Here is a 24,917-nt window from a genome sequence, read left to right as displayed (position 1 = left end):
GTAGGCTGCATCGCATATATAGGCTTAAATATAAATGAGCTTGGGTATGTGAAGCCTATGTGAACTCGGGTAGAAGTATGGTACAAAATTTATATAGTAATAATATTAAAAGCACCGTGCCTTGCTAACTGTGAGGCTAAGTGCAGGTGAACACCTGAGTGGAGAAGATGTATGGCCTGGAATGAGCCTGGTGGTGGCAACCAGCACGACCCCTGGAGCAGTGGTGGCCGACGTGGTAATAACGGCGGTGATCGCGGTGGAAGTAATGGTGGAGGTAATAATGGTGGCAATAATCAAGGTCCGCCCGACCTCGATGAAGCACTAAAGAAATTCCAAGATAAGTTAAACGGAATGCTGGGTGGCGGTGGCAAAAAAAGCAGTGGCGGTAACGGGAGTGGTAAAAGCGGTGGTGGTAAGCCGCGTAACTCTCTAGCGCTACCTGGTTTGCTGGTCGTTGTCGCTTTAGCTATCTGGGCCGCATCCGGTTTTTATCTGGTCGACCAGTCTGAGCGTGGCGTCGTGCTGCGTTTTGGTGAGTATCAGGGCATCGTAGACCCAGGCCTGCAGTGGAATCCGCCGCTAATTGACGATGTTCGTATGGTGAACGTGACCCGTGTTCGGTCAGTTTCCCAAACGCAGTCTATGTTGACGCGTGATGAAAACATCGTTGAAGTGGAAATTTCTGCTCAGTATCAAGTGGCTAATCCCCGTGACTTCGTATTAAACGTACGCGATCCAGCACTTTCTATCGAGAATGCCTTGGACTCCGCCTTGCGTCACGTTGTCGGTGGCACTGACATGATCGACATTTTAACCTCTGGTCGTGAAATTTTAGGTAGCTCTGTGGCAAGCCGCCTTCAATCTTATTTGGATGCTTACGGCGCTGGTATTCGTCTCCAGACAATTAACATTGAGTCAACCTCTGCGCCTGCGCCCGTTATCGATGCTTTCGATGATGTTATTCGCGCACGTGAAGATCGTCAGCGTACGATCAACGAAGGGATGGCCTACGCCAATGCCATTATCCCTGCAGCTCAAGGCCAAGCGCAGCGTGTCGTTGAGCAAGGTCAAGGTTATAGAGAGTCGGTCGTGGCTGAAGCACAAGGTCAGGCTAACCGCTTTAACGCATTGTTGACCGAGTATCGCAACGCGCCTGACATCATGCGTGAGCGTATGTACCTGGATGCGATTGAAGACGTCTTTGGTAATACTCCCAAAGTACTGCTGGATGTAAGTGAAAATGCGCCTTTGATGTATTTGCCATTAGATCAAATGCGTGGCGGTAGCGCTGCTGGCAGTAATGCTTCTTCCAGTAATAGTGGTGATGGTAGTAGTGAATCGATTGATCCGCGGGTGCTTGATTCGTTACGGGGAAGCCAGAGTAGCTCGTCATCCTCGTCATCAAGTAACCCCATTCGCAGGGAGGGCCGCTAAATGATTAATAATCGATCCCTGCTAATCGTAGGTGGCTTGGCCGCTGTGGCTTGGCTAGCTAGTAATAGCTTGTATGTAGTGGATGAAACCCAGCGTGCCGTTAAGCTGCGTTTTGGTGAGGTCATCGAAGAGAATATTCAGCCAGGACTGCATGTCAAAATACCGATCGCGCAAACGATTCGTAAGTTTGATACGCGTCTGCTGACTCTTGATACTGATACCAGCCGTTATCTGACTCTTGAGCAGAAAGCGGTTATTGTCGACTCTTACGTCAAGTGGCAGGTGGTAAATCCCACGCGTTACTACGAGGCGACTGCAGGCGATGAAATGATGGCGATTCGCCTGATTCAGCCGCGCGTAGATGAAAGCTTACGTAACGAGTTTGGTCGCTTGAATCTTCAGGAAATTATCGCCGAACGTCGCGATGATCTGATGACAGGGCCTACCGCTGAGCTAGATGAGCTGATGCGCGATGAGCTTGGTGTGGCGATACGTGACATTCGCATTAAGCGTATCGACTTGCCAGAAGATGTCTCGGCTGCAGTATTTGATCGGATGCGTTCTGAGCGTGAGCGTGAAGCTCGTGAATGGCGTGCACAAGGTCAGGAAGAGGCTGAGCGTATTCGTGCTAACGCTGATCGTCGGCGTCAGGTACTGCTCGCCCAGGCCAATGAGCGTTCTGAAACGCTGCGTGGTGAAGGCGATGCAGAAGCAGCGGCAATTTTCTCCCAGGCTTATGGTCAGGATCAGGAATTCTTCGCTTTCTGGCGCAGTTTGAACGCTTATCGTGAAAGCTTCGCAGGTGATAACAACCTGCTGGTGCTGGAGCCTGATAGTGATTTCTTCCGCTATTTGCGTAGTGCGGTTCCTAGCAACGGAGAGTAGTTATATGTGTGCCCAGCCCCGCAAGGTTATGCAGTCCTAGCGGGGTTCATCTGGCGCACAAACGTGATAGACTTAATTAACCGGGCGTCGCCCGGTTTTTTTGTGGCCCTCATTTCACTAGCGCTTGTCCATGAACGCCTAAAACGCGTCATGATGTAGCTGCTTGTTTGGGCCTTCATTGTCTCGCAGGATTGTTCACATGACCATCGCTGACCGCTGGCTATTGCCCGACGGCATGGATGAGGTGCTGCCGCCTCAGGCAAGCCGCATGGAAGAGCTGCGCCGTGCGCTGCTTGATCTCTACCATTGCTGGGGCTACGACCAAGTAATGCCGCCGCCGGTGGAGTTTTTGGACTCCTTGCTTACCGGTACCGGTACCGATCTAGATCTTCAGACGTTTAAATTAACTGACCAACTAACGGGTCGCATGATGGGGGCATCTGCCGATGTAACTCCTCAGGTGGCGCGTATGGATGCCCACTCCCTGAAGCGGCAAGGGCCGGTTCGATTATGCTACTGCACGAATGTGCTGCGCGCTAAAGCCGACCAGCACCAGGGGGGGAGAAGCCCTGTGCAGGTAGGGGTCGAGCTGTTTGGTCACGCCGGTTTAGAAGCTGACAGTGAAATTATTCATTTGGCACTGGCCAGCTTAAAAGCAGCGGGCGCTGATGAAATTCACCTGGCGCTGGGCCATATTGGCATTTATCGTAGCTTTGTCGAGGCAGCTGCGCTTAGCGATGAGCAGGAGCGGGCGCTGTTTGAAGCACTGGCGCTGAAATCGCCGGGCCAGTTAGCTGAGCTCGTTCACCGTAGTGTCAGCGACCCAGCCTTGGCAGATATGCTGATAGCGCTTGGTGAGCTGCATGGTGATGCAAGTGTGTTAGGGCAAGCACGAGATCGTTTTGCCGGTGCCCCCGCGCCGGTGAGGGCGGCACTTGACCAGTTGGAAGCACTCTATAAAGGTGTATTGGCGCGCTTTGACGTTTCGCTCTATTTTGATTTAGCGGAGCTGCGTGGTTATCAGTACCACACTGGTATGATGTTTGCTGCCTATGTGCCTGGTTATGGCCATGCATTGGCCAAAGGTGGGCGTTATGATGACACTGGCCGTGCTTTTGGTCGTGCGCGTCCGGCGACCGGTTTTTCTATGGATTTAAAACAATTGGCATCCCTGGCGCTGGCTTCACCCAGCCAGGGGGCTGTTTGGGCGCCTGCCCAAGAAGAAGAGTCGCTTAACGCTGCCATTGCTGCGCTGCGTGAGCAGGGTGAACGCGTGATTCAAGCGCTGCCTGGGCAGCGTACTGGGCCGGCGGAGCACAGTTGTGACCGCCGTCTTGAGTTTATTGACGGTCGTTGGCAGACAATGACCCTGACACAAGAGACGAGTGCATAATGGGTAAGAATGTCGTAGTCCTGGGTACCCAATGGGGTGATGAAGGCAAAGGCAAGATTGTTGACCTGCTCACCGAATCAGCCTCAGCAGTGGTGCGCTTTCAAGGCGGTCATAACGCAGGCCATACCTTGGTGATTGACGGTGAGAAAACGGTTCTTCACCTGATTCCCTCTGGTGTGCTGCGTCCAGGTAAAACCTGTGTGATCGGTAATGGCGTCGTATTGTCGCCTGAAGCGCTGATCAAAGAGATCCGTGAGCTTGAAGAGAAGGGCGTGCCGGTACGTGAGCGCTTGCGCCTGTCACCAGCTTGTCCGTTAATCCTGCCTTACCATGTGCGTTTGGACCAAGCACGTGAAAAAGCGCGCGGCATTGCTAAGATCGGCACCACTGGTCGTGGAATCGGGCCAGCTTACGAGGATAAAGTTGCCCGTCGTGGTCTGCGTTTAGGCGATATGCTTCACCGTGAGCGTTTTGCCTCGAAGCTTGGCGAGGTATTGGACTACCACAACTTTGTGTTGGTGAACTATCACGGCGAGCCGGCGGTGGACTTCCAGGAAGTACTGGATACCGCTATGCAGATGGCCGAAGAGCTACGGCCTATGGTCACAGACACCGTTAGTATGGTGCACGATCTGCGTAAAGCCGATGAGAACATCCTATTTGAAGGTGCTCAAGGCTCGCTGTTGGATATTGATCACGGTACCTATCCCTACGTCACCAGCTCTAATACCACCGCTGGCGGAACGGCTACCGGTTCAGGTGTTGGCCCGCTTTACCTGGACTACGTGCTAGGTATCACCAAAGCCTATACCACCCGCGTTGGCTCTGGCCCATTCCCGACCGAGCTTTTTGACGACCATGGCCGTCATTTAGCCGAGCGTGGGCATGAGTTTGGAGCAACCACGGGTCGCGCGCGCCGTTGTGGCTGGTTTGACGCCGTAGCGTTGCGTCATGCGGTGCAGATCAACTCAGTCTCTGGTATCTGCTTAACCAAGCTTGATGTTTTGGATGGCCTGGAAAATATTCGTGTGTGCGTGGGCTATCGTAGTAAAGATGGCGATGTGCTAGATAATCCGGTTGATTCAGAAGGCTACGAAGCTGTTGAGCCGCTGTACCATGATCTACCGGGCTGGAAAGAATCTACCCTGGGCGCCAAGAAAGTTGAGGATCTGCCTGCCAATGCACGTGCTTACATCAGCTTCTTAGAAGAGCAGGTAGGTACCAGCATTGATATTATCTCAACTGGCCCTGACCGTATGGAAACCATTGTCCTGCGTAACCCGTTTGAAGACTAAGCTAGCATTCATGCATAAATAATTTGTGTGTTTGTAAGCTGCTGAGATGATTGAGTAGTTGAAAAAATTGAGTAGCTGAAAAAAGGGGCGATTTAATCGCCCCTTTTTGCTTTTTAGCATCCGTATTAAAACTAGAAGTCGATGCCGCGACGGGCTTGCAGGCCATTGTTAAACGCGTGCCGTACCTCTTGCATCTCTGTCACTGTATCCGCCATTGCCACTAAATCTCGATGAGCATTGCGTCCGGTAATAATCACCGTTTGTTCTTGCGGTCGATTGATCAGTGCTTGCTTAACCGTATCAATATCTAAATAACCGAACTTCAACATGTAAGTAATTTCATCCAGGACAACAAGATAGGTCGCTGGGTCTGCGAGCATTTTTTCAGCTTCTTGCCATACTGCTTGGCAAGCTTGGGTATCTGACTCGCGATTCTGGGTATCCCAGGTAAAGCCCGTGGCCATGATGGCAACACTGAGGTTTGCGTCTTCCTCTAGCCGATTGCGTTCACCGCACTCCCATAATCCCTTAATAAATTGCACGACACCAACTTTATAGCCATAGCCAAGCGAGCGAGTGACGGTGCCCCAGGCGGCAGTCGTTTTACCTTTGCCATTGCCCGTATTTATCAGCAACAGCCCACGCTGCTCGGTAGCGTTGGCCACTTTCTCGTCAACGCGGGCTTTCAGTTTTTCCATCGACGCTTTGTGACGTGCATCGCGATCGCTCATGGTCGGTATCCATCGGTAAGTGATTAAGTAAATGATGGCTAGGTTAATTCATCCAGCGGCAATTTAATATTGCTGTGGTTAAGTTTTGTATAGTTAATGGATAATTCTGTTCAAGTTTTGGGGGTGCCGAAGTTAGCGCTGCAAGACACATTATGTAAGAAATTGGCCGGGTGGGGGCTAGCTGCTCTAGAATAGTGGGTCATGTCTTACTAGGAATGATGCCATGCCCTCATTTGATATTGTGTCAGAGTTTGATCAGCACGAAGCGTCCAATGCTATCGACCAAGCAAATCGTGAAGTGCAGTCGCGCTTTGATTTCAAAGGTGTTGATGCCAGCTTTTCACTTGAAGGAGAGAAAGTTCAGCTTGAGGCTGAGGTTGATTTCCAACTAAAGCAAATGCTCGATGTGTTGCGCAATCGGCTGATTGCACGTGGAATTGATGCCCGTTGTATGGATATTCAAGACCCGGTGTTGTCTGGTGTGAAAGCCCGACAGGAGGTCGTTCTAAAGCAGGGGCTTGATCAGGCTGAAGCAAAAGATGTGGTTAAGCGTATCAAAGCCAGCAAGCTAAAAGTACAGGCTCAGATTCAGGGTGAAAAAGTGCGCGTTACGGGTAAAAAACGCGACGATCTTCAGAGCGTGATGGCGCTTTTACGTGGCGAAGAGGGGCCTGAACTACCATTACAATTTGATAACTTCCGTGATTAATTAACTCGATCGACAGTAATACGATGGTGCAGCGTTAGGCGCTGCCTCATCAAATAATTTATAAGCTTACAGGAGTCACGCACTATGTCTGATCCGCAGCCGGTTTATTTAAGCGACTACCAGCCGCCCGCCTACCTAGTTACCCATACCGAGCTGACGTTTGATCTTGACCCTGCAGCAACCCGCGTAAAAGCACGTCTGCAAATAGAGCGTCATCCAAGCGCTGATTCACAAGCGCCGTTAGTGCTTAACGGTGAACATCTGACGCTGATATCACTCGCTATCGATGGTAGCCCTTTGGCTGATGCTGCGTATCAGTTAACGGATGAGGTGCTGCACATAGCGGATGTGCCAGAGACCTTCATGCTGGAGAGTGAGGTGGAGCTAGCTCCCAGCAGCAATACTGCGTTGGAAGGGCTGTACCAATCTAACGGCATGTATTGCACCCAGTGTGAAGCAGAAGGCTTTCGGCGAATTACTTATTACCCCGATCGTCCTGATGTGATGGCCACTTTTAAGGTAACGGTGATTGGTAACGCCACCAGTGAACCAGTGCTACTCGCCAATGGTAATCCTGTTGATCAAGGTGCATTGGAAAATGGCCGCCACTTTGCGACCTGGGAAGACCCGCACCCGAAACCCTGCTATCTGTTCGCTTTAGTTGCCGGGAATTTGCATAAAGTGGAAGATTCTTTTGAGACTGTGAGCGGTCGCAACGTGACGCTGCAGTTATGGGTCGAGCAAGAAAACCTAGATAAAACCGAACATGCGATGGCCTCTCTTAAGCGTGCTATGGCATGGGACGAACAGACCTATGGCCGTGAATACGACCTTGATCTGTTTATGATTGTGGCAGTGAATGATTTCAATATGGGGGCAATGGAAAACAAAGGGCTTAATATATTTAACTCCGCTGCGGTATTAACTCATCCCAATACCGCGACGGACGCAGCCTTCCAAAATGTGGAAGGGATTGTTGCCCATGAATATTTCCACAACTGGTCAGGCAATCGAGTGACTTGCCGTGATTGGTTCCAGCTCTCTTTAAAAGAAGGCTTTACTGTATTTCGTGATCAGTGCTTTTCCGCCGATACCAACTCGGCTCCCGTTAAGCGCATTCAAGACGTGTCGTTTTTCCGCACTGCTCAGTTCGCTGAAGATGCTGGGCCAACGGCGCATCCGATCCGGCCAGACCACTTTATTGAAATCACCAACTTTTACACTCTGACGATTTACGAAAAGGGTGCAGAGGTTGTGCGCATGCTGCGTAATTTACTGGGTTGGGAAGACTTCCGTCGCGGCTCAGATCTTTATTTTGAACGTTTTGATGGTCAGGCAGTGACCATTGAAGACTTTGTGGGCTGCATGGCTGAGGTGTCTGATGTAGACCTTAGCCAATTTATGCGTTGGTACTCCCAGGCAGGCACGCCTGAAATCGATGCGCACGGTGAATACGATTACGCCCATGGGGAGTATCATCTCACTCTGCGCCAACGTACCCCCGCGACTCCAGGGCAATCAGACAAGCTGCCGTTACACATTCCCGTACGTATGGGGCTAGTGGGCACCAAGTCGGGACAGGATCTGACATTAACACTGTCAGGTGAGAAGCTAGGTAACGACGCTGTTATTCATCTCACTGAAGATGAGCAGACGTTTGTCTTTACTGACGTTGCTGAAGCGCCTGTTCCTTCTCTGCTGCGCGATTTTTCTGCACCCGTAAAGCTACACTTTCCCTATTCGCGTGAAGACCTTGCGTTTTTGCTGACGCATGACAGCGATGGCTTTAACCGTTGGGATGCCGGCCAGCGGCTTGCTATGCTGGCGTTAGATGATCTAATCGCTGCACATCGTAATGGTGTTGAAAAGGTCATGGACAGCCGTGTTGTGGAAGCCTTTAGAACGCTGCTTACCAGCGCTATGAGCGATAAAGCGGTGCTGGCAGAAATGCTGACGCTACCCTCTGAAGCCTATATTGCCGAGCAGCAGCCGATTGTAGATGTGGACGCAATACACGCCGCTCGCGAATTCGTGCGTCAGTCGTTAGCCGTTGCGCTGCGTGATGAATTTGTCGCCGTGTATAAAGCGAACCAAAGCGATAAACCCTACGCGCCAACGCCTGAACAGATCGCCCAGCGTAGCCTCAAAAACGTCGCCTTAACTTATTTAATGGCGATTGAGGACGAAGAGGGCATTACGTTTTGCGAAACGCAGTTTGCTGCGGAACATAACATGACCGATGTTCGTCATGCGCTGACCTTGTTGGTTCATAGTGACCGTGATGATATCGCGTCTCCAGCACTGAAGGCCTTTGGCGAAAAATGGGCACATGACCCGTTGGTTATGGATCAGTGGTTCACCATACAGGTGTCACGCCCGCAGCCAGATGTTCTTGAACGTGTTCAATATCTAATGCAGCACCCAGCATTTTCAATTAAGAACCCTAATAAAGTGCGTGCCCTGGTCGGAGCATTTGCCCAAAATCGGATTAATTTCCATCGTTTAGATGGTAAAGGATACGCGCTGTTAGCCGATGTGGTGATTGAGCTAAATCGCCTGAATCCCGAAATAGCCGCACGGCTGGTGACACCGTTAACCCGTTGGCAGCGTTTCGACGAAGAACGTCAGCAGTTAATGCGCGATGAGCTTGTGCGTATTAAGCAGGAGCCTTTATCGTCAAACGTATTCGAAGTTGTTGAGAAAGCGCTGGCATAAGGTAAGCCAGCGAACTAACCATGGAGAGGGAATGCGCCGGTGACAGATACACAGCAGCACTATTTACTGATTATTAACGGTAAGTCTGCCGGTAACCCGGCGCTGCGCGAAGCTGTTGAAGAGCAGCGCAAGGCAGGGATGTCGATCATCGTACGTTCGACCTGGGAAGGCGGCGATGCCGCTGAGTTCGCTGCCCAAGCGGTCGAGCTGGGCGCTACGCGGGTCATTGCCTGTGGTGGCGATGGTACCGTTAATGAAGTGGTTAACGGACTCATGCGGATTGCTCATGATCTGCGACCAGCACTAGGCATTGTGCCGTTAGGCAGTGCCAACGATTTTGCTACTTCCCTCGGTTTGCCGCTGGAGCCAGGGCCAGCCCTTGAGGCTGCAAGGCACTTGTCTCCATCGCCGATTGATGTGATCAGAATGACCGCTCAGTCAGGCGCAGAAGAAGCGGTTAGTTATTACGTCAACATGACAACTGGCGGATTTGGTGCCGAAATTACCTCATCAACCCCTAAAACGCTAAAGCGCATGTTAGGTGGTGGCGCATACTCCCTAATGGGCGCTTTGAAAGCATGGCGGCACCGTAGTTATTGCGGCACGTTGCATTGGGGGGACCAGCAGCAAGAAGCGTCGTTGTTACTTCTCGCGCTGGGCAATGGTCGCCAATCTGGCGGCGGGCAAGTATTAGCGCCAAGAGCTAAGCTCGACGATGGCCGTTTCGATGTGCTACTGGTCAAGGACTTTTCATCAGCGGCAGAGTTGCCGACGTTGCTGAATGAGTTGCAGCAGTTTCCAGCCGAAGGGCGCTTTGTGCGCTATTTTACCGCCAGCCAGCTGTCGGTAACGACTCAGCCAGATGATGAACCTTGGCCGTTAACCTTAGATGGAGAGGCGCGTCGCTATGAGCGATTTTGCGTCGAAGTAGTGCCGCTTGCGCTGAAAGTGCTGCTGCCGGAAGGGTGCTCACTATTGACGGCTAATGATCGCCACTAAGTGTTTTTTATTATTTGAATCACTGTTAAGGAGAAAATCCAATGGTAAATCGCTTTTGGATGCCGCTACTAGCCAGTCTCGCGCTGCTGCTAAGCGCCTGCGGCGACGCACAGGAAGATACTACGACTACAAATGAGCAGGACACCTCTAGCAGTGACGTGGATGCTCAACAAGCACCTACTGCTGCAGATGGCAGCGAAGAGACGGATGAAGCCGCTAGTGCGGATGATATCGAAGAGGACATTGAAGCGCGCCAAGCGGCAGAGGAGCTAGAGGAAGCAGAGGCACTGAGAGATGACAGTAATGATGCATCGGAAGCCTCAATCTCGCCCAATAACGAAGAGGTGCAGGCGGATGAAGACACGCTTGCAGCGGACCCTGAAGATGCTCTCGATGAAGCCAGTGCTATGCCTGGCGAAACCACTCGTTCAGATGTCGATGACGTTATTGCTGAGACCGAGCGCCGTTTTGAAGAAGCCCAGCGCCGCTTAGATGAGCAGTTTAAAGAAGTCGAGCAGCAGACACCGGCCTTGGAGCCGATGGATGGCGACGCTCCAGCTCCAAGTTGGGAAACGGAGTCCAGCTTACCCGGTACGTCTGACTTAGATGATAATTTGGAAGCTACCGACGTAGATGCGCTGATTGAAGACACTGAGAGACGTTTTGAAGAAGCGCAAAAGCGTTTAGAAGAGCAGTTTGAGGCCCTCGAGAGTGAGCAGCCGATCAGTGAAAGTATAGACAGTGTTGGTGAGGAGCAAGAAGCTGAGCGTGCCCAGGAGTAATGTGCTTACATAATCAGTGAATATGAATAAGGCCCGCTGCATGAGTGGGCCTTGTTTTATTCCTCTGGCGTTAGACCGGACGAATGTTAGAAGCCTGAAGGCCTTTTTTACCCTGTGTTACCTCAAAGCTGACTTTTTGACCGTCTTGCAGGGTCTTGAAACCTTCAGCTTGAATTTCGGAGAAGTGGGCAAATAGATCGTCACCGCCGTCATCAGGAGAGATGAAGCCGTAACCTTTGGTCTCGTTGAACCACTTGACAGTGCCAGTCGCCATCGTCCATATCCTTAACATGCTTAATGATTGGGCAAGCATCCATTGTGAATGCCTGCCAAAATTAATGTAGAAGCAAATAGTTCAGGCGTCCAGTTGCGGACTTAAGATTTTTTAACTTTTGGTGGGCTTCCTCTCATGACGCAAATCGGCTTTATCGATGCTCAGTTTGTCTCGTTCCTTGTGGCGATAACGCTGCTATCAATAAGCCCTGGCGTTGATACGCTGCTTGTCATCCGCAACACTGCCCGCGGTGGTGTTCGAGATGGTGTTGCAACAAGTATTGCTATTTGCTGCGGACTGTTCGTCCATGCGACTATTTCAGCGCTGGGTATTTCACTGATACTGCTGCAGTCGGCCTGGGCATTTCATATGCTAAAACTGGTGGGGGCGGCTTACCTGATTTGGCTGGGTGTCTCCAGCTTGCTGGCGGCGCGTCGTGGCACCCCCTTGCCTGTTCAAGGCGTGATGACAAGCGGCTCACCAGTGCCATTTTGGCAACCTATCAAAGAAGGCCTGCTGTCCAATGTCTTGAACCCCAAAACCGTGGTGTTCTACATGGCATTTTTACCCCAATTTATTTCGCCTTCTGATCCAGCACTGCTGAAATCATTATGGCTTGCGGGGGTTCATTTCGTGATTGCCAATATCTGGCAAATTAGCGTAGTGCTAATGGTGGGTGGGGCAAGTAAGTGGTTGGCCAGCGCTCGTTTTGCACAAACGCTCAATGCCGCTACCGGTGTGGTGCTGGTGGTATTTGGCGTTCGTTTAGCGCTAGAGCAGCGCCCGGTATAACCGGGCGCTGTATCAGTGGAGGGTCTGTCGAGGTTATCGGCTTACAAGCAGCGCGTGGTCATAGCGAACGGCCTGTTCACTCTCACTAAGCAGTGAGACGCCCTCGCTGTTGCCGCCGTTTGCCAGGCTTTCGAAAATGACCCGGTAGCTCAACACGGCTTGTACATAATCTCGGGTTTCCCGGAATGGAATGCTTTCTACAAACAGGTCAAATGATTCCATGCTGTTGTTGCCTAGCCATTGATCTACTCGGCCTGGCCCGGCGTTATAAGCGGCGGTGGCGGCCAACCGATTGCCTTGATAGCGTTCCAGCTTGTCACGTAAGTAGGTGCTACCTAAGCGAATATTAAGCTCAGGCTCTAAAACGCCGTAAGGTCCTGGATCATTTAGCCCCAGTTGACGACTAACTTGGCTTGCCGTGCCTGGCATTAATTGCATTAACCCCCGAGCACCGGCAGGCGAAAGGGCGACTGGGTTGTAAGCACTTTCACGACGGGTAATGGCCATCAGTAAATAAGGGTCGACGCCGGTTATGCGGCCCCAATGTAGGAAGCTATCACGATAAGCCGCTGGGAAACGCCAATCCAGCGCGTCCCACATTTCAGCTGCAATCGTGGTTTGCACTAAGCGAGCATGCCACTGCTGGTGAGCGGCGTAATCGGCGAGCGCCCGCGCCTGATAAGGTGTGCCATTCTGTACGGCATACAGCCACTCGCTGTTGGCTAGACCATCTTCGCCAATACGTAGGAGTGCTTCGGTGCGCTGAACCACCGGCAGGCGTGCCGTTTGTGCCCTGGTAGCTTCGTCAAAATGGTTGCGTTCTAAGTTGAGCTGGTAGGGTTGGTTGAGTTTTTCGGCAGCAGCAAAGCCATAGAAACTTCGGTCGGTTGCTGCTTGTTGGTAACGCGCTAACGCTGCGTCACGATTACCCAGTTGCTCATTGGCCCTGGCTAGCCAGTACTGCCAGCGGCTACTTTCCTGCTGGCTACTAGGCATTTCGGTGATCCAGTGGACGACATCGGTCCACTGTCTTTTGGCCAGAGCGTCGCGAACACGCAGTTCTAATACGCGCTCGCTGTTCAGCGAAGGCAGTACGCTGTCGACCCAGGAAAGGGTGCCAGGAACGTTGCGTACGAGTGCATAAAACGCAAGTTCTTCTTCGATCGCTTGGCGGTCAGTATGGGCTAAGTTGAGGCGTGGCCCAATGGCTTGCCACGTTGAGAAGGCTGCGGGGGTGTTTTCTCGCGTGTAGCGCTGCATGGCGGCTTTATAAAACGCCGCCGTGGCAGCGCATTCAGGGCCAAGACAGGTAGGCGCTGAGGCAAGTGCGCTTGGTGAGTTATTGACCGTTTCGGCTGTATTCAGTGCTGTTTGCCACTGACTGTTCAGTAACCCGCCTAGATAGTTGCTTAAGCGCTCTTCGCCCGCCTGCCAAGCGAGCATTTTACGCTCCCAAATTGCCGTGGCATCAATGGTGCCATCCGCGCGAAGGCGATTGAACAGCGGGTCGCAGGCATCCGGCTGGGAGCTACCTACAAGCCACAGTTCAAGCCCCGCTTCGCGAGCTTCAGCAGGTGCTCTATCCAAGAGAGCAGTGTAGTAGTAACACTGACGAGCAGTGCCTGCTGGTACGCCGTCAGCAACGGCAAGCAGGTCGCCAAATCGACCCGCATAGCCATACTTTGCGATCGCTTGGCCACGCATCCATTCTGATAGCGGTGAATCAGCATGGCGCTCGATAAACTGCAGCACTTGGCTGGGGGCTGCATTAGGCAATTGGCTACGTAGGCGATGGTAGTCAACATAGCCGCTAAGGATATGCCCCTCTATCGCGCGGTCATTGATCTGTTGCCACTGCTGTTGGCGTGCAGCTTCAAGTGCCTCGCGCATCGCTGAGTCAGACGTTGCCCAGGAGGCAGTTGGTAACCCGATGAGCATCGCCGCACATAGGCTGCGAAATGTTAATCGAAATGGCGAAGCTTGCATGGCACTCCCTCTTGCTCGCTAATGGTATCTAGCCGCTATGTTGCTAGAACTGTATTGCTGGGTTGATGATGAACTAAATGTGCAAAAAATGTTCTGACAATTACGATACCTGGAGGATTCAATAACGATGGCACGAATGTCTACGTGGTGGCTGTTTCGACGGCTCAAAACACGTGTATGGGCAGTGAAACGCATTGGCCGAGCACTAAAGCTGTTTCTGCCTATGACGCGTGACGTGCTGCGAGGCAGTTTTCGCCCTATTCCCTGGTCGGCCTTTGGGCTGATGGCGCTAGCACTTGCTTATCTTGTCATGCCTTTTGATCTTATTCCCGACTTTCTCGTAATGATTGGCATTGTTGATGATGTTTTGATCGTAGGTTGGTTACTTAATCGTGTCGATGCCCACCTGTCAGAATATCGTAATTGGAAATATGCAGAAGAAACGCCAGCCGCTTCTTCTCACTCACCTTCTTGAAATCCCGCCGCTTATCCCCATATTGAGTTCACAACCTTTTCCGCTCCTGCCTAACGTTAGGCAGGAGCGCCAAGCACAACGTGATTAATGAGGGCTAAGCGCATGACGACGGCAACCCAGGAAGAAACTCTTGGCTTTCAAACGGAAGTTAAGCAACTCCTAAATTTAATGATTCACTCCCTGTACTCTAACCGGGAGATATTTTTACGCGAGCTGATCTCTAACTCGGCTGATGCCTGTGACAAGCTGCGTTATGCCGCACTTGATAACGATGCGCTTTATGAAGGTGACAGCGAGCTGCGCATTGAAATTGAGCATGATCGCGAGGCTAACACCATCACGCTACGTGATAATGGTATTGGCATGAATCGCGATGATGTCATTGCGAATCTGGGTACTATCGCACGCTCAGGTACCGCAGAGTTCCTTAAGCAGCTCTCTGGCGAGCAGCAAAAAGACGCTAAGTTAATTGGCCAGTTCGGGGTAGGTTTCTACTCTGGATTTATCGTTGCTGATGAAGTAACGGTACGCACCCGCAAAGCGGGCACTGACGCCTCAGCAGGGGTCGAGTGGCGCTCAAAGGGTGAGGGTGAATTCACCGTTGCTGATATTGAGTGTGAACGTCACGGTACTGAAATCACGCTGCATCTTAAAGACGATGCTAAAGAGTTTGCCGATGACTATCGCCTGCAAGGACTAGTGCGCAAATACTCCGATCATATTGAAGTGCCCGTACGCATGCCTAAAACCGAAACGGCGAAGGACGACGAAGGCAACGATATTGAAGGCAGTGAAATCACCACGTGGGAAACGGTTAACGAAGCGACTGCGTTATGGGCTCGTCCGAAAAGCGATGTCACTGAGGACGAGTACAAGGCATTTTACAAGCACGTTGCCCACGATTTTAGCGACCCGCTGACCTGGAGCCACAATAAGGTTGAGGGCAAGCTGGAGTATACCAGCCTGCTGTATGTACCGGGCCGTGCACCGTTTGACATGTTCGATCGTGATGGCGCTAGAGGCGTTAAACTGTATGTTCAGCGTGTGTTCATTATGGACGACGCGGAGCAGTTCTTGCCTCTGTATCTGCGCTTTATCAAGGGTGTATTAGATACTCGCGATCTCTCTCTGAACGTTTCTCGTGAGCTGCTCCAGCAAGACCCCAAAGTCGATAAGATCAAGGGTGCGTTGACCAAGCGTGCGTTGGATATGCTCAAGAAGTTGGCGAAAGACAATGAGCAGTACCAGACCTTCTGGAATACATTTGGCAGCGTGCTAAAAGAGGGGCCAGGTGAAGACGCCGCCAATCGCGAAAAGATTGCTGGCCTGCTCCGTTTTGCTTCAACGCATACCGATACTGCCGCCCAGGAGCACTCTCTGGTCGACTACGTTGAGCGTATGAAAGAGGGTCAGAAGAAGATTTACTACGTGGTCGCCGACAGCTTTAATGCGGCGAAAAATAGCCCTCACTTAGAGATCTTCCGTAAGAAAGGTATCGAGGTGCTGTTGCTATCGGACCGTATTGACGAGTGGCTAATGAGTCATCTCACCGAGTTTGATGGTAAATCGTTTGCCGATGTGGCTAAAGGTGAGTTGGACCTTGGCGATGTGGAAGACGAGGAAGAGAAGAAAGCCCAGGAAGAAACAGCTAAAGCCAAAGAAGACTTGGTTAAGCGCGTCAAAGAAGCGTTAAACGATGGTGTTCAAGAGGTGAAAATTACTCACCGCTTAACCGATTCGCCCGCCTGTGTCGTGCTTCCTGAGCATGAAATGGGCTATCAGATGCGTCGGATTATGGAAGCCGCTGGCCAGCCATTGCCCGAGGTGAAGCCGATTCTGGAGCTAAACCCCAACCATGCTCTGGTGGCGCGTCTGGAAAATGCTGACGGCGACCTGTTTGGCCAGTTGGCGCATATTTTGCTGGATCAGGCGATCATCGCTGAAGGTGGTCATCTTGATGATCCCGCTGCCTATGTTAAGCGGCTTAATAACGTCTTAACGGCTTGATGAATCAGTAGTTGATTGACGCGGCCCGCTTGGATATCCAAGCGGGCCGCTTGTTTTAATAGAGATGATGATAAAGTAAGTGCTAAACGCACGAGACCAATGATCAGGATATCGTCATGGCTGATGAACAGCAGATGAATGTGGCAGTGCTGGGGGGCGGAAGTTTTGGTACCGCTCTGGCGAGTATTGCAGCAGATAATGGCGCAAAGGTGCGCCAGTGGATGCGCGATGAAGCTTTAGTGACGCAAATAAATCACGAGCATCGCAATGGGCGCTATCTACCACATTATGTAATTAATCCCGCCGTCATCGCGTCTACGGATCTTCAATCGGTGCTAGAAGGCGCTGAGTTAGTGCTGATTGCTATCCCTTCCAAAGCGTTTCGCAGTGTTGTTCAGGCTGCCAAACCCTGGTTAACCCCGGAGCAAATTCTGGTCAGTACCACCAAAGGTATTGAGCAAGATAGCTTTTTGCTAATGAGTCAGGTGCTTGAACAGGAAACTGGGTTTCCCCACGTTGGCGTCATAGCGGGGCCCAATTTAGCGTCCGAAATCGCTGATAAGCAGTTGACTGCCACCGTCATTGCCAGCGCCGATGCGCTCACCAGAACGCGGGTGCAGCAAGCGTTAGGCTGTCGCTATTTTCGCGTATATGCCAGTAATGATCGTCATGGCGTTGAGCTGGGTGGGGCGCTTAAAAATATCTACGCCATTGCCGCAGGTATGGCGGCAGCGCTGGGAATGGGAGAGAACACTCGCAGCATGCTGATGACGCGAGCGCTAGCAGAAATGAGCCGCTTTGCAGTTGCACAGGGGGCTAACCCGATGACGTTTTTAGGCTTGGCTGGCGTCGGTGATTTAATCGTTACCTGCTCTTCAAATCTATCCCGCAACTATCGGGTTGGCTACGCCATGGGGGAAGGGCGAGGTCTTGATGAGGCGGTGTCGGCATTAGGTCAAGTAGCTGAAGGGGTAAATACCGTCAAGCTTGTCTGCGCTAAAGCGCGTGAAATGGGTGTTTATATGCCGCTGGCTGAGGGCCTGAATCGCGTGCTGTTTGAAGGTGTTCCGGCTCAGGAGATGGCACGCACTCTGATGATGGGCGAGCAAAGCAGTGATGTGGAATTTATTCTGCCTCGTGAGGCTGTTCAGCAAGCCCACCGTGAAAATGGAGGCAGGAATGCCTAGTGTGCTGGTTATGCGCCATGGTGAGGCTGCATCGGGGTTTCCCGATCAATCGCGCCGATTAACGCCTCGTGGTGAGCTTGAAGCCGAAAAAATGGCCCGCTGGCTGGCCATGCGTATTGAGCAGGGTGAACTATCTTGCCCCACGATTTATGCCAGCCCTTTTGTACGAGCTCAGCAGACAGCTCAGCAGATCTGTGATGCTTTGGGTGTGCAACTTAATACATTGGCGTTTATTACCCCGGAAGATTCACCTAGTGATGTTAGTGAATGGCTGCTAAATCAATCTGCAGATGCTCCGATTATGCTCGTCAGCCATATGCCGCTGGTGGGTGAGTTGGCGGGCCTGTTAGTAGAAGGAGTGCCGAGCCAGGGGATTGGCTTTCCTACCGCCGCCATTGCAGAGCTGGAGGCTGACGTGTGGGCCGCCGGTTGCGCGCAGCTAAAACGCTTTACCCAGCCAAGCCAGTTGTTATAACGCTTATAGACACAAAAAAAGCGGCTGCCGAGGCAGCCGCTATGACACTGCTGTCACTCGTCGGTCGACGTTACAGCAGTGCGTCCAGCTTCTCTTTTAACAAGCCATTAACTTGCTGCGGATTCGCTGTGCCGCGGGATGCCTTCATGACTTGGCCAACGAAGTAACCAATCATTTTGCCGCGTTTCTCTGGCTCAGAATCACGATATTGAGCAACCTGAGCCGGGCTCTCAGCGATAACCTGGTCAATCATCGCTTCAATCGCGCCAGTATCCGTGACTTGCTTCAAGCCTTTTGCGTCAATGACGGCGTCGGCGCTATCGCCTTGGCCATTCCACAATGCTTGGAAGACTTGCTTAGCGGCTTTGCCGTTAATGGTGTCATCCAGTACGCGACTAATCAGCTCGCCGAGCTGTTTTGCGGAAACCGGGCTGTTCTGAATGCTTAGGTTCTCACGGTTAAGTGCACCCGAAAGCTCCCCTTGTACCCAGTTGGCGGCCTGTTTAGCATCGCCGCACACTTGCTGTACTTCTTCGAAAAACTCGGCCATTTCTCGGCTAGCAGACAGTACGTGGGCATCATAGGCCGATAGGCCTAGCTCATTCTGGAAACGCGCCCGCTTGTCGGCAGGAAGCTCTGGCAACTGGCTGCGAAGGTGATCAAGGTAAGCTTGATCTAACACCACGGGTAACAGATCCGGGCAGGGGAAGTAGCGATAGTCGTTAGCTTCCTCTTTGGTACGCATGCTGCGGGTTTCATCGCGCTCAGGATCAAACAGGCGGGTTTCCTGCACGACTTTGCCGCCGTCTTCGATCAGCTCAATCTGGCGTTCGACCTCATAAGCAATGGCGCGCTCAACAAAGCGGAACGAGTTGACGTTTTTAATTTCCGCGCGAGTGCCGAAGGCTTCTTGGCCTTTAGGTCGCACTGAAACGTTAACATCACAGCGCATTGAGCCTTCCGCCATATTGCCGTCGGAAATGCCCAAATAGGTCACAATAGAGTGAATCGCTTTGAGATACGCGGCGGCCTCTTTTGCACTGCGCATATCCGGTTCAGAGACGATTTCCAGTAGCGGTGTGCCCGCCCGGTTAAGGTCGATGCCCGTCATGCCGTGAAAGTCTTCGTGTAGCGACTTGCCAGCGTCTTCTTCAAGATGGGCGTGATGAATACGAATACGCTTGGTCGATTCGTCATCTAGGGTGATTTCGACATCACCTGCGCCGACGATCGGATGATACATCTGGCTGGTTTGGTAGCCCTTGGGCAAATCGGGATAGAAGTAGTTTTTACGGTCGAACACCGATACTTCAGGAATGTCGGCGTGTACCGCAAGCCCAAATTGAACGGCCATGGCCACGGCCTGCTCGTTCAGCACAGGCAGAACGCCAGGTAAGCCAAGGTCAACAGCACAGGCTTGAGTGTTCGGTTCTGCACCAAAAGCGGTGGAGGCGCCGGAGAAAATTTTCGAACGAGTTGCGAGCTGAACGTGCACTTCCAGCCCAATCACGGTTTCCCATTGCATTAGGCGTACTCCTCGGCAAAAGCAGGGCGTTGTAAGTGCCAATCAGTGGCTTGCTGGAACTGGTGAGCCACGTTTAGCAGCTGTGCTTCTGCAAAGTGGGTACCCAGGATCTGCAGACCAACCGGACGGCCATTGGAAAAGCCTGCTGGAACGCTGATGCCAGGAATGCCGGCTAGGTTAACGGCGATGGTGTAAATGTCCTGTAGGTACATAGACACCGGATCTTTCTTGGCGCCAAGATCAAACGCGGGCGTTGGCGATGCGGGCCCCATCAGTACGTCTACGTCTTCAAAGGCGTCCAGGAAGTCCTGTCGAATCAAACGACGCACTTTCTGCGCTTTGGTGTAGTAGGCGTCAAAAAAGCCTTCAGAAAGCGTGTGTGTGCCAATCAGGATGCGCCGCTTCACCTCATCACCGAAGCCTTCCGCACGAGACCGCGTGTAGAGATCAATAAGATCAGCTGGTGCATCGCAGCGATGCCCGAAACGCACGCCATCATAGCGGGAGAGATTCGAGGAAGCCTCTGCAGGGGCGATAACGTAATAAGCCGGAATCGCATAGTGGGTATGCGGCAGGCTCACTTCGCGTACGGTCGCTCCTAATGATTCATATACTTTCACTGCCTCGCGGACCGCTTTTTCGACGTCAGCGTCTAAACCATCGCCAAAGTACTCCTTTGGCAGGCCGATTTTGAGGCCGGAAAGCGGTGCGTTGAGCGTTTCTGTGTAGTCGGGAACGCCGCGGGCAACGCTGGTGGAATCACGTACATCATGGCCAGCAATGACATTGAGCAGATGTGCGCAGTCTTCAGCACTTTTCGCCATAGGGCCAGCCTGATCGAGGCTAGACGCGTAGGCAATAATGCCATAGCGAGAAACGCGGCCATACGTAGGCTTCAAACCGGTGATGCCGCAAAATGCCGCTGGTTGGCGAATAGAGCCGCCGGTATCTGTGCCCATTGCTGCAGGGACAAGGCCTGCCGCTACTGCGGCGGCACTACCACCTGAGCTGCCGCCAGGAACTGCAGTAAGGTCCCAGGGATTTTTTACGGCACCAAAATAGCTATTTTCGTTGGAAGAGCCCATAGCGAACTCATCCATGTTGGTTTTACCCAGGCTAATGGTGCCGGCAGCGTTGAGTTTCTCTACCACGGTGGCATTGTAAGGCGCGATAAAATTATCGAGCATTTTCGAACCGCAGCTGGTTTTCACCCCTTGAGTACAAAAGATATCTTTCAGCGCGAAAGGAATGCCTGTTAGCTTGCCAGCCTTGCCTGCAGCACGCGCATTGTCGGCAGCTTCTGCCTGATCAAGTGCTTGCTCGGCGGTGACAGTAATAAAGCTATTGAGCGTGCCATTAGCTTGCTCAATACGCTGTAAAAAGTGTGAAGTCAGCTCTCGGCTGGAAAGCTCACCGCTTTTCAGGGCGGCGGCAAGCTGCGTTACGGTTTTATCATGCATGACCCGGAAGCTCCGTTCGGGGGCGAATAGAAAGAGCAGAAAATAGCGGCCTGTGCGTGGTAATCTGGCTACTCCACCACGCGGGGTACTAGATACAGGCCATTTTCTACTGCCGGAGCACAGCGCTGGAAAGCGTCGCGCTGGTTAGTTTCCGTGACTTCGTCGGCTCGCAGCCGTTGTGTGGCATCCAGCGGGTGCGCAAGCGGCGCAATGCCATCGGTGTCCAGGCTTTGTAGCTGGTCGACCATGTCCAGAATGCGGCTTAGATCGTCGACAAAACCACTGGCTTGGTCATCGCTAACGGCGAGTCGGGCCAAGTGTGCGGCCCGGCGCACATGAGATTCTTCAAGCGCCATGATCGAATTTTCCTCGCAAACGTGATGGAACATATTCCGCGTTCAGCGGTATACATACGGTCATCTTAAATTCGTCTTGTGTAGCAGACGTAGAAAATAGCCGCAAAAGGTACCACATATTGGCCCTAACGGGCAGTATTAGGCACGACTCGTGCTTGCTGCCAAGGGGTAGCGGTGATACCGTTTGCATCCGCACAGGGTTCCCGGTCTGCACTAGGTAACAACATCCATGTTCAAACGTTTGAGGGGGCTGTTTTCCAGCGATCTGTCGATCGACTTGGGTACGGCCAACACACTGATTTATGTACGCGGTCGTGGCATCGTGCTCGATGAACCGTCCGTAGTCGCTATCCGCCAGTCTGGCAACATGCGCAGCGTGGCGTCGGTTGGTACCGATGCCAAACGTATGCTCGGTCGCACGCCAGGCAATATTACCGCCATCCGCCCGATGAAAGATGGCGTTATTGCCGACTTCACAGTGACTGAGCAGATGCTTCAACACTTTATTCGTAAAGTGCATCAAAGCACCTTCTTAACGCCTAGTCCTCGTGTCTTGGTGTGCGTTCCCTGCATGTCAACGCAGGTTGAACGGCGCGCTATTCGCGAGTCGGCGGAAGGTGCTGGTGCTCGTGAAGTGTTTTTAATCGAAGAGCCGATGGCCGCCGCAATTGGTGCCGGGCTTCCGGTTGAAGAAGCGCAGGGCTCAATGGTGGTTGATATCGGTGGTGGTACTACCGAAATCGCCATTATTTCGCTCAACGGCGTGGTTTATTCAGAATCTATTCGTGTCGGTGGTGACCGCTTTGACGAGGCCATCACTGCGTATGTGCGCCGTCACTACGGCAGCCTGATTGGTGAAGCCACCGCTGAGCGAATCAAAGAAGAGATCGGTTGTGCTTATCCCGGGGGCGAACTGCGCGAAATTGATGTGCGAGGACGTAACCTAGCGGAAGGCATACCGCGTAGTTTCACACTGAACTCCCATGAGATTCTCGAAGCGCTTCAAGAAACCTTGGGTTCTATTGTAGCAGCGGTCAAGAGTGCCCTTGAGCAATCACCACCGGAACTGGCTTCTGATATCGCGGAGCGTGGCTTGGTGCTGACCGGTGGTGGCGCGCTGTTGCGTGATCTCGATAAATTGATCGCCGAAGAGACAGGCTTGCCGGTGATTGTGGCTGAAGATCCGCTCACCTGTGTGGCCCGCGGTGGCGGCAAGGCACTGGAAATGATTGATCAGCATACCTTCGAGTTGCTGTCGAGCGACTGATCGTAGCGGTTTATCGCGGGGGATTGCCTATTAAACCGCTATTTTCGCACGCGTCATTGCCAGGGTATCGGCTATTCTTCTGTGTGCTATTGGCAAGCATTTTAATGTTTGCCGATCAGCGATTTACCCGCATGGAAGATGTGCGTGCCCAAATGACGATGATTGTTGCCCCAATTCAGTGGGTCGTTAGCGTGCCTAGCGATCTACTTAACTGGGGCGCGCTTGCGCTTTCTGACCAGCAAGCGCTCGTCGATGAGAATCGTCGCCTGCGTGAGCAAATTTTGACGCTTTCACATCGTGGTCAGCGGTTGGCTAATCTGACCGCGGAGAATGCCGAATTACGTGATCTTCTGAAGGCAGCTCAGCGTAGAGATATTCCGTACATAACTGCTGAGCTACTGTCGCTAGATAATGATCCTTTTAGTCATCAGATGGTGGTTGACCGGGGGCATCGAAATGGTGCCTATGTCGGTCAGCCGGTGATTGATGCTTTTGGCTTAGTGGGGCAAGTGACCGCTGTGTCGGCGTATTCAAGCCGCGTTCTGTTACTGGCTGATGCGAGCCATGCATTGCCTGTTCAGGTGAACCGTAATGGCCTGCGATTTATTGTGCAGGGAGCTGGTCGTTATGGAAGCGTGAAGGTTTTGCATGTGCCGGATACAGCAGACATTCGCGAAGGTGATCTGCTGACCACATCAGGGTTGGCAGGACGCTTCCCGCCAGGCCATCCCGTTGCTAGGGTCACCGACGTTTATCACGACCCAGGTCAGCCTTTCGCTCAAGTGACCGCAGAGCCCTCTGCTCAGTTGCAGCGTTCACGTCACTTCTTATTGCTGTTCCCGCCGCCCCGTGAAGAGATAGAGGATACTATTTGGGGAGAGGGTATGGAAATTTCAGCCGCTGCACTGCACGCTGCCCAGCGTATTGGTTTGCAGCAGGATGCTGCACGAGAGGTGCAGTAATGGCTAAGACGCCAGTCGTATCACTTATCTTTGTATGGTTTACGCTTGTGCTTGCATTGTGCTTGCAAGTGATGCCTTTAGCAGAGGGGTGGCAGGTATACCGTCCTGAGTGGATAGGGCTAATGCTGATTTACTGGTGCATGCGAACACCGGATAGAGTTGGTGTTTTTCATGGCTTTGTTATCGGCATTCTGATGGATTTGATCGAAGGTACCGCGTTAGGTCAGCATGCTCTGATATTGTCGCTGTTGGCCTTCTTATGCGCCCTGGTTTACCCGCGCTTTCGTGCTTACTCTTTAGTACAGCAGTCTGTTCTCGTGTTGGTCTTATTAGGCTTGGTGCAGTTGATTGAGCAGTGGTTACGCACGCTGACGGGGGATTTTTCAATCCATTTGTCTTTTTTGATTCCATCACTGATCAGTGCTGTTCTGTGGCCCTGGTGGTCTACCATGCTTAAAGCGCTCGAACAGCGTTTAGCTAGCGTGTAATGATTTATAGTTCATGCGGCTGAGCATTTAATAAGCTGCCGGAGTTGCTGTAATGGATAGTTCACGTTCTGCATCGCCGCCTGTGTTATGCCTTGCTTCGGCATCGCCTAGACGTAAGGCGTTGTTAGCATCGATAGGTGTGGCGGTCGAGGTCATGCCAAGTGACGTAGATGAAACGCCGCTCAAGGGTGAATCTGCGCAAGCTTATGTGGAGCGCTTGGCGAGTGCGAAAGCGCAAGCGGCTGTTTCAAGAACAGCCCTTCCTGTGCTGGGTTCAGATACGGCCGTGGTGATTGATGATCAGATATTAGGCAAGCCAATTGATGAGCATGATGCAGCCGTTATGCTTAAGAAGCTGTCAGGGCGTCGTCATAATGTATTAACAGCGGTCGCTGTGGCTGGCCCCAAGGGTGTACTCTCTTGTTGTGTGACAACGGTCGTCAAGATGCGCGTAATCAGTCAGCAGGAAATAGCTGACTATTGGCAAACTGGTGAGCCGGTAGATAAAGCCGGAGGATACGCCATCCAAGGTTTAGCCGCTGTGTTTGTTGAAGAAATTAAGGGCAGCCATTCAGCAGTTGTTGGGCTGCCTCTCTATGAAACAACACGCTTGTTGTGCCAGCAAGGGGTGCCAATCTGGTCGGGCTGCTATCAGCAGAGCTAACCGCCATTTCGCCGCCTGCTGTGTTGGCAAGGATACTGTGACTCAATAAGGAATTT

The 24,917-nt window shown here is 52.3% G+C and carries 23 protein-coding genes; 17 read left to right on the top strand and 6 right to left on the bottom strand.

The window, feature by feature from the left end; genetic code table 11:
* Window positions 1-171 precede the first annotated feature (171 nt).
* The 4 genes from hflK (at window position 172) to ACN06F_RS11245 (ending at window position 5,007) form a co-directional block, all read left to right on the top strand.
* Window positions 172-1,434, top strand: a complete 1,263-nt coding sequence (hflK, locus tag ACN06F_RS11260) for an FtsH protease activity modulator HflK (RefSeq protein ID WP_038485602.1) — start codon at window positions 172-174, stop codon at window positions 1,432-1,434.
* On the top strand, window positions 1,435-2,319 hold the full coding sequence (gene hflC, locus ACN06F_RS11255) for a protease modulator HflC (protein WP_038485599.1): 885 nt from the start codon (window positions 1,435-1,437) through the stop codon (window positions 2,317-2,319).
* A gap of 199 nt (window positions 2,320-2,518) precedes the next feature.
* Complete coding sequence (locus ACN06F_RS11250; RefSeq protein ID WP_038485596.1) at window positions 2,519-3,712, top strand: ATP phosphoribosyltransferase regulatory subunit; 1,194 nt, start codon at window positions 2,519-2,521, stop codon at window positions 3,710-3,712.
* Window positions 3,712-5,007 (top strand): adenylosuccinate synthase, encoded by a 1,296-nt coding sequence (locus ACN06F_RS11245; RefSeq protein WP_433923912.1) that lies wholly within the window; start codon window positions 3,712-3,714, stop codon window positions 5,005-5,007. Before ACN06F_RS11250 ends, ACN06F_RS11245 begins: the two co-directional genes overlap by 1 nt.
* A gap of 131 nt (window positions 5,008-5,138) precedes the next feature.
* On the opposite strand, the gene cobO is transcribed toward ACN06F_RS11245, so the two are convergent.
* Entirely contained in the window at window positions 5,139-5,738 is a 600-nt protein-coding gene (gene cobO, locus ACN06F_RS11240) for a cob(I)yrinic acid a,c-diamide adenosyltransferase (RefSeq protein WP_038485592.1), read from the bottom strand.
* Between the two features lie 223 nt (window positions 5,739-5,961).
* Between cobO and ACN06F_RS11235 the strand changes: the two genes are divergently transcribed.
* The 4 genes from ACN06F_RS11235 (at window position 5,962) to ACN06F_RS11220 (ending at window position 10,943) form a co-directional block, all read left to right on the top strand.
* Complete coding sequence (locus tag ACN06F_RS11235; protein ID WP_038485589.1) at window positions 5,962-6,447, top strand: YajQ family cyclic di-GMP-binding protein; 486 nt, start codon at window positions 5,962-5,964, stop codon at window positions 6,445-6,447.
* Window positions 6,448-6,531: 84 nt separating this feature from the next.
* Entirely contained in the window at window positions 6,532-9,162 is a 2,631-nt protein-coding gene (pepN, locus tag ACN06F_RS11230) for an aminopeptidase N (protein ID WP_433923911.1), read from the top strand.
* Window positions 9,163-9,201: 39 nt separating this feature from the next.
* Window positions 9,202-10,161 (top strand): lipid kinase YegS, encoded by a 960-nt coding sequence (yegS, locus tag ACN06F_RS11225; RefSeq protein ID WP_095603192.1) that lies wholly within the window; start codon window positions 9,202-9,204, stop codon window positions 10,159-10,161.
* Between the two features lie 41 nt (window positions 10,162-10,202).
* Entirely contained in the window at window positions 10,203-10,943 is a 741-nt protein-coding gene (locus ACN06F_RS11220; RefSeq protein WP_120386762.1) for a hypothetical protein, read from the top strand.
* Window positions 10,944-11,013: 70 nt separating this feature from the next.
* Here the strand turns inward: ACN06F_RS11220 and ACN06F_RS11215 are convergent, their stop codons facing one another.
* Entirely contained in the window at window positions 11,014-11,217 is a 204-nt protein-coding gene (locus tag ACN06F_RS11215) for a cold-shock protein (RefSeq protein ID WP_009721950.1), read from the bottom strand.
* A gap of 135 nt (window positions 11,218-11,352) precedes the next feature.
* Between ACN06F_RS11215 and ACN06F_RS11210 the strand changes: the two genes are divergently transcribed.
* A complete protein-coding gene (locus ACN06F_RS11210) occupies window positions 11,353-12,009 on the top strand; it encodes a LysE family translocator (protein WP_038485575.1) in 657 nt (218 codons plus the stop codon).
* A gap of 33 nt (window positions 12,010-12,042) precedes the next feature.
* Here the strand turns inward: ACN06F_RS11210 and ACN06F_RS11205 are convergent, their stop codons facing one another.
* Entirely contained in the window at window positions 12,043-13,995 is a 1,953-nt protein-coding gene (locus ACN06F_RS11205; protein WP_038485572.1) for a transglycosylase SLT domain-containing protein, read from the bottom strand.
* 127 nt (window positions 13,996-14,122) lie between these two features.
* Between ACN06F_RS11205 and ACN06F_RS11200 the strand changes: the two genes are divergently transcribed.
* The 4 genes from ACN06F_RS11200 to sixA all read left to right on the top strand — a co-directional run bounded on the left by ACN06F_RS11200 (window position 14,123) and on the right by sixA (window position 18,139).
* Entirely contained in the window at window positions 14,123-14,470 is a 348-nt protein-coding gene (locus tag ACN06F_RS11200; protein ID WP_038485568.1) for a YkvA family protein, read from the top strand.
* A gap of 102 nt (window positions 14,471-14,572) precedes the next feature.
* Window positions 14,573-16,477 (top strand): molecular chaperone HtpG, encoded by a 1,905-nt coding sequence (htpG, locus tag ACN06F_RS11195; RefSeq protein ID WP_038485565.1) that lies wholly within the window; start codon window positions 14,573-14,575, stop codon window positions 16,475-16,477.
* 116 nt (window positions 16,478-16,593) lie between these two features.
* Window positions 16,594-17,664 carry an NAD(P)H-dependent glycerol-3-phosphate dehydrogenase gene (locus ACN06F_RS11190; protein WP_038485562.1) on the top strand — a complete coding sequence of 357 codons (1,071 nt, stop codon included), beginning with the start codon at window positions 16,594-16,596 and terminating at the stop codon, window positions 17,662-17,664.
* Window positions 17,657-18,139, top strand: coding sequence for a phosphohistidine phosphatase SixA (gene sixA, locus ACN06F_RS11185; protein ID WP_120386763.1), 483 nt, complete (start codon window positions 17,657-17,659; stop codon window positions 18,137-18,139). The genes ACN06F_RS11190 and sixA overlap by 8 nt, the downstream gene beginning before the upstream one ends.
* A gap of 70 nt (window positions 18,140-18,209) precedes the next feature.
* Here the strand turns inward: sixA and gatB are convergent, their stop codons facing one another.
* From gatB to gatC, 3 genes are all read right to left on the bottom strand, one after another.
* Window positions 18,210-19,664 carry an Asp-tRNA(Asn)/Glu-tRNA(Gln) amidotransferase subunit GatB gene (gatB, locus tag ACN06F_RS11180; RefSeq protein WP_083005853.1) on the bottom strand — a complete coding sequence of 485 codons (1,455 nt, stop codon included), beginning with the start codon at window positions 19,662-19,664 and terminating at the stop codon, window positions 18,210-18,212.
* On the bottom strand, window positions 19,664-21,124 hold the full coding sequence (gatA, locus tag ACN06F_RS11175; protein ID WP_433923910.1) for an Asp-tRNA(Asn)/Glu-tRNA(Gln) amidotransferase subunit GatA: 1,461 nt from the start codon (window positions 21,122-21,124) through the stop codon (window positions 19,664-19,666). Before gatA ends, gatB begins: the two co-directional genes overlap by 1 nt.
* A 68-nt stretch (window positions 21,125-21,192) precedes the next feature.
* Window positions 21,193-21,480, bottom strand: a complete 288-nt coding sequence (gene gatC / locus ACN06F_RS11170; protein WP_038485550.1) for an Asp-tRNA(Asn)/Glu-tRNA(Gln) amidotransferase subunit GatC — start codon at window positions 21,478-21,480, stop codon at window positions 21,193-21,195.
* 229 nt (window positions 21,481-21,709) lie between these two features.
* Here gatC and ACN06F_RS11165 point away from each other — a divergent pair, with 229 nt between their 5' ends.
* The 4 genes from ACN06F_RS11165 to ACN06F_RS11150 are packed head-to-tail and all read left to right on the top strand — an operon-like array spanning window position 21,710 to window position 24,861.
* Window positions 21,710-22,747, top strand: coding sequence for a rod shape-determining protein (locus ACN06F_RS11165; RefSeq protein WP_009721960.1), 1,038 nt, complete (start codon window positions 21,710-21,712; stop codon window positions 22,745-22,747).
* A gap of 23 nt (window positions 22,748-22,770) precedes the next feature.
* Entirely contained in the window at window positions 22,771-23,709 is a 939-nt protein-coding gene (mreC, locus tag ACN06F_RS11160; RefSeq protein WP_038485547.1) for a rod shape-determining protein MreC, read from the top strand.
* Window positions 23,709-24,197: a rod shape-determining protein MreD gene (gene mreD, locus ACN06F_RS11155; protein WP_038485544.1), complete on the top strand. Its 489-nt coding sequence runs from the start codon at window positions 23,709-23,711 to the stop codon at window positions 24,195-24,197. The genes mreC and mreD overlap by 1 nt, the downstream gene beginning before the upstream one ends.
* 52 nt (window positions 24,198-24,249) lie before the next feature.
* Window positions 24,250-24,861, top strand: a complete 612-nt coding sequence (locus tag ACN06F_RS11150) for a Maf family protein (RefSeq protein ID WP_038485541.1) — start codon at window positions 24,250-24,252, stop codon at window positions 24,859-24,861.
* Window positions 24,862-24,917 lie beyond the last annotated feature (56 nt).

Source organism: Vreelandella sp. 21 (assembly GCF_050995515.1).
Lineage (GTDB): Bacteria > Pseudomonadota > Gammaproteobacteria > Pseudomonadales > Halomonadaceae > Vreelandella > Vreelandella alkaliphila.
This window is presented reverse-complemented; position numbering and strand designations above follow the sequence as displayed.

Coding starts and splice junctions, on each gene's coding strand:
- pepN (WP_433923911.1), top strand. CDS start 6,532: ATGTCTGATCCGCAGCCGGTTTATTTAAGCGACTACCAGCCGCCCGCC.
- gatC (WP_038485550.1), bottom strand. CDS start 21,480: ATGGCGCTTGAAGAATCTCATGTGCGCCGGGCCGCACACTTGGCCCGA.
- gatB (WP_083005853.1), bottom strand. CDS start 19,664: ATGCAATGGGAAACCGTGATTGGGCTGGAAGTGCACGTTCAGCTCGCA.
- htpG (WP_038485565.1), top strand. CDS start 14,573: ATGACGACGGCAACCCAGGAAGAAACTCTTGGCTTTCAAACGGAAGTT.
- ACN06F_RS11205 (WP_038485572.1), bottom strand. CDS start 13,995: ATGCAAGCTTCGCCATTTCGATTAACATTTCGCAGCCTATGTGCGGCG.
- hflC (WP_038485599.1), top strand. CDS start 1,435: ATGATTAATAATCGATCCCTGCTAATCGTAGGTGGCTTGGCCGCTGTG.
- ACN06F_RS11210 (WP_038485575.1), top strand. CDS start 11,353: ATGACGCAAATCGGCTTTATCGATGCTCAGTTTGTCTCGTTCCTTGTG.
- sixA (WP_120386763.1), top strand. CDS start 17,657: ATGCCTAGTGTGCTGGTTATGCGCCATGGTGAGGCTGCATCGGGGTTT.
- ACN06F_RS11235 (WP_038485589.1), top strand. CDS start 5,962: ATGCCCTCATTTGATATTGTGTCAGAGTTTGATCAGCACGAAGCGTCC.
- ACN06F_RS11150 (WP_038485541.1), top strand. CDS start 24,250: ATGGATAGTTCACGTTCTGCATCGCCGCCTGTGTTATGCCTTGCTTCG.
- gatA (WP_433923910.1), bottom strand. CDS start 21,124: ATGCATGATAAAACCGTAACGCAGCTTGCCGCCGCCCTGAAAAGCGGT.
- ACN06F_RS11245 (WP_433923912.1), top strand. CDS start 3,712: ATGGGTAAGAATGTCGTAGTCCTGGGTACCCAATGGGGTGATGAAGGC.
- ACN06F_RS11165 (WP_009721960.1), top strand. CDS start 21,710: ATGTTCAAACGTTTGAGGGGGCTGTTTTCCAGCGATCTGTCGATCGAC.
- ACN06F_RS11220 (WP_120386762.1), top strand. CDS start 10,203: ATGGTAAATCGCTTTTGGATGCCGCTACTAGCCAGTCTCGCGCTGCTG.
- ACN06F_RS11190 (WP_038485562.1), top strand. CDS start 16,594: ATGGCTGATGAACAGCAGATGAATGTGGCAGTGCTGGGGGGCGGAAGT.
- mreD (WP_038485544.1), top strand. CDS start 23,709: ATGGCTAAGACGCCAGTCGTATCACTTATCTTTGTATGGTTTACGCTT.
- ACN06F_RS11215 (WP_009721950.1), bottom strand. CDS start 11,217: ATGGCGACTGGCACTGTCAAGTGGTTCAACGAGACCAAAGGTTACGGC.
- ACN06F_RS11250 (WP_038485596.1), top strand. CDS start 2,519: ATGACCATCGCTGACCGCTGGCTATTGCCCGACGGCATGGATGAGGTG.
- ACN06F_RS11200 (WP_038485568.1), top strand. CDS start 14,123: ATGGCACGAATGTCTACGTGGTGGCTGTTTCGACGGCTCAAAACACGT.
- cobO (WP_038485592.1), bottom strand. CDS start 5,738: ATGAGCGATCGCGATGCACGTCACAAAGCGTCGATGGAAAAACTGAAA.
- hflK (WP_038485602.1), top strand. CDS start 172: ATGGCCTGGAATGAGCCTGGTGGTGGCAACCAGCACGACCCCTGGAGC.